The following is a 2363-nucleotide window of genomic DNA, read 5'->3' as shown; positions in this document are numbered from 1 at the left end:
GTGGCCGGCGCTGCTGGCGCCGTTGGCCGTCGCGGTGGCCGTGACGGCGCTGTCGGCCCTGGCCGCGGCCAGCCGGGCGGCCCGGACGCCCCCGGTGGCCGCCCTCCGCGGCGGCGCCGCCCCGCCGCCCAGGGGTATCCGCCGGCGCACGCTCGCCGGCGCGGTCCTGGCCGCGCCCGGGATCGCCGTCTACGGCTGGGCCGCCGTCACCGACCAGATCGACGAGCAGGTCGGGCTCGTCGGGCTGGGCGGCGCGGCGCTGTGCATCCTCGCCGCCGTCCTGGGCGCCCCGGCGCTGTGCCGGCTGCCGCTGGCGCTGCTGTCGGCGCCGCTGGCCCGGCTCGGCCCCACCGGGCGGCTCGCCGCCGGCAACGCCCGGCGCGACCCGCGGCGCACCGCGGCCACCGCGGCGGCGCTGATGATCAGCCTGTCGGTGGTCACGGGCCTGGCCATCTTCGGCCACAGCCTCGAGCGGCACACCGTCGCCAGCGTCCGCCGCGAGGTGGCCGCCCCGCTGGTCGTCGAACCGGCCGGCCGGCGGGACGCCGCCATTCCCCAGTCAACGGTCGAGCGGCTGGCCGCCCTGCCCGGCGTGCGGGCGGTCGCCGCCCCGCGCCATGCGTTCCTGCCGCTGCGGGTCGGCCGGCTCGCCACCCGGGCACCGGTGACGGCCGTCGACCCGGCCGCGCTCGGCCACGCCCTGCGGCTGACGATGGTGTCCGGCCAGACCGGCGCCCTCGCCGGCGGCGTCCTCGTCAGCGGCGACCTGGCCAGAAGGCACGGCCTGTCGGTGGGTGACCGCGTCAGCCTCGGCTGGCCGGCCGGTGGCGAGCACGCGGCCACCGTCGCCGGCGTGTACCGGCCCTCCCGGGCCGTCTCCGGGGTGCTGGTGGCGCAGTCGGTCGCCCTCCCCCGGCTGGAGGAGCCCGACGCCTTCGCCGCCTTCGTGGCCATCGACCCGGGCGCGGACGAGGCCGCGGTCCGGGCCGGGCTGGAGCGGGCCCTGGCCGGCCGCCCCGGGCTGGTGGTCCGCTCGCGGGCGGCCTACCTGGAGGCGGAGCTGCGCGGCGCCGAACGGGTCCTCGGGGTGCTGTATGCGCTGCTCGCCCTCGCGGTCGTGATCGGGGTCCTTGGCGTGGCCAACACCCTCACCCTGTCGGTGACCGAGCGCACCCGGGAGCTCGGGCTCCTGCGCGCGCTCGGCCTGACCCGGCGGCAGCTGCGGACGATGATCCGGGCCGAGTCGGCCCTGATCGCCGTGGTCGGCGGCCTGCTCGGCATCGCCGGCGGCTACCTGCTCGGCGCCATGTTCCAGCGGGCCGCCCTGCGGACCGGGCTGCTGGACGCGGCCGTGCCGGCGGGCCAGCTGCTGGCCGCCCTGGCCGGGCTGGCGGTGGCCGGCGTGCTGGCCGCGGCCTGGCCGGCCAGGCGGGCCGCCAGGACCGACGTGCTCGCCGCCATCGCCACCGAGTAGGGCTCGGCCCTCAACGGCGGCCGGGCGGGCTCGGTGGGATGTTGGCGTTCATGCGGAACAGGTTGGTGGGGTCCCAGCGGTCCTTGAGGGCGGTGAGGCGCTTGAGGCGCTCGCCGTAGGCGTCCTCGACCCCGCTCGCGCCCTCGTCGGAGAGGAAGTGGGCGTAGACCCCGGCGCTGTGGGGGCGCAGGCCGGTCCAGCCGCGGCGGACCCAGGCGACGTGGCGGTCCCCGTCCGGGTCGGGCGGCGGCCAGCCGGCGACGATGCTGAGCTCGACCCCGTTGCCGCGCTCGCCGACGGCGGTGGCGTCGGGGTCGACCCGGCCGGCGGTGCCGCCCATGGCGAACCCGGCGATGTACGACAGCGGCGAGGTGATGGACTCGGTGAGCCCGCCGAGCACGTCGACGACGTCGTCGCCCAGCTCGGGAACCCGCTGCGACCGCCAGTACCAGTGCAGGCCGTGCTGGTTGCCGGCGTCCACCATCGACTGCAGGAACAGGTACGGCAGGGGCCGCAGGTTGTCGGCCACGGGCCGGCCGACCCGGCGCAGCGGCGCCAGCACCCGCCGCCCCTCGGCCGGGTCACCGACCCAGGCGGGCACCACGCCGAGGACCGGCCGACCGTAATGCTCCGGGGGCACCAGCGGGCCCGGCGGGGCCAGGCGCGCGAACAGGACCAGGCCCAGCTCGTCGGGTGCCTGGGGGGCGAAGTCGCGGACGAAGCGGAGCACCTCGGGGGCGTCGGCCAGCGGCCAGAAGATCGGGCCGCAGAGCAGCAGCGGGCCCACCGGGTGCAGCCGGTACTCGAAGGCGGTGGCGATCCCGAAGTTGCCGCCGCCCCCGCGGAGGCCCCAGAAAAGGTCCGGCTCCGTCTCGGCGCTGACTTCCAT

At 78.2% G+C, this 2363-nt stretch carries 2 protein-coding genes; one reads left to right on the top strand and one right to left on the bottom strand.

Translation table 11 applies throughout. The features are described 5' to 3' along the window. Nucleotides 1–1474, top strand: a 1474-nt coding sequence (locus VF468_03460) for an ABC transporter permease (protein HEX5877369.1), incomplete at its 5' end; no start/stop codon positions are given. 10 nt (nucleotides 1475–1484) lie between these two features. Here VF468_03460 and VF468_03455 read toward each other — a convergent pair. After that, the coding region (locus VF468_03455; GenBank protein HEX5877368.1) for a BBE domain-containing protein at nucleotides 1485–2363 on the bottom strand (879 nt) is incomplete at its 5' end.

Source organism: Actinomycetota bacterium (assembly GCA_036280995.1).
Classification (GTDB): domain Bacteria; phylum Actinomycetota; class CALGFH01; order CALGFH01; family CALGFH01; genus CALGFH01.
The sequence above is the reverse complement of the archived record's forward strand: the minus strand, read 5'-3'. Positions and strand labels throughout refer to the sequence as shown.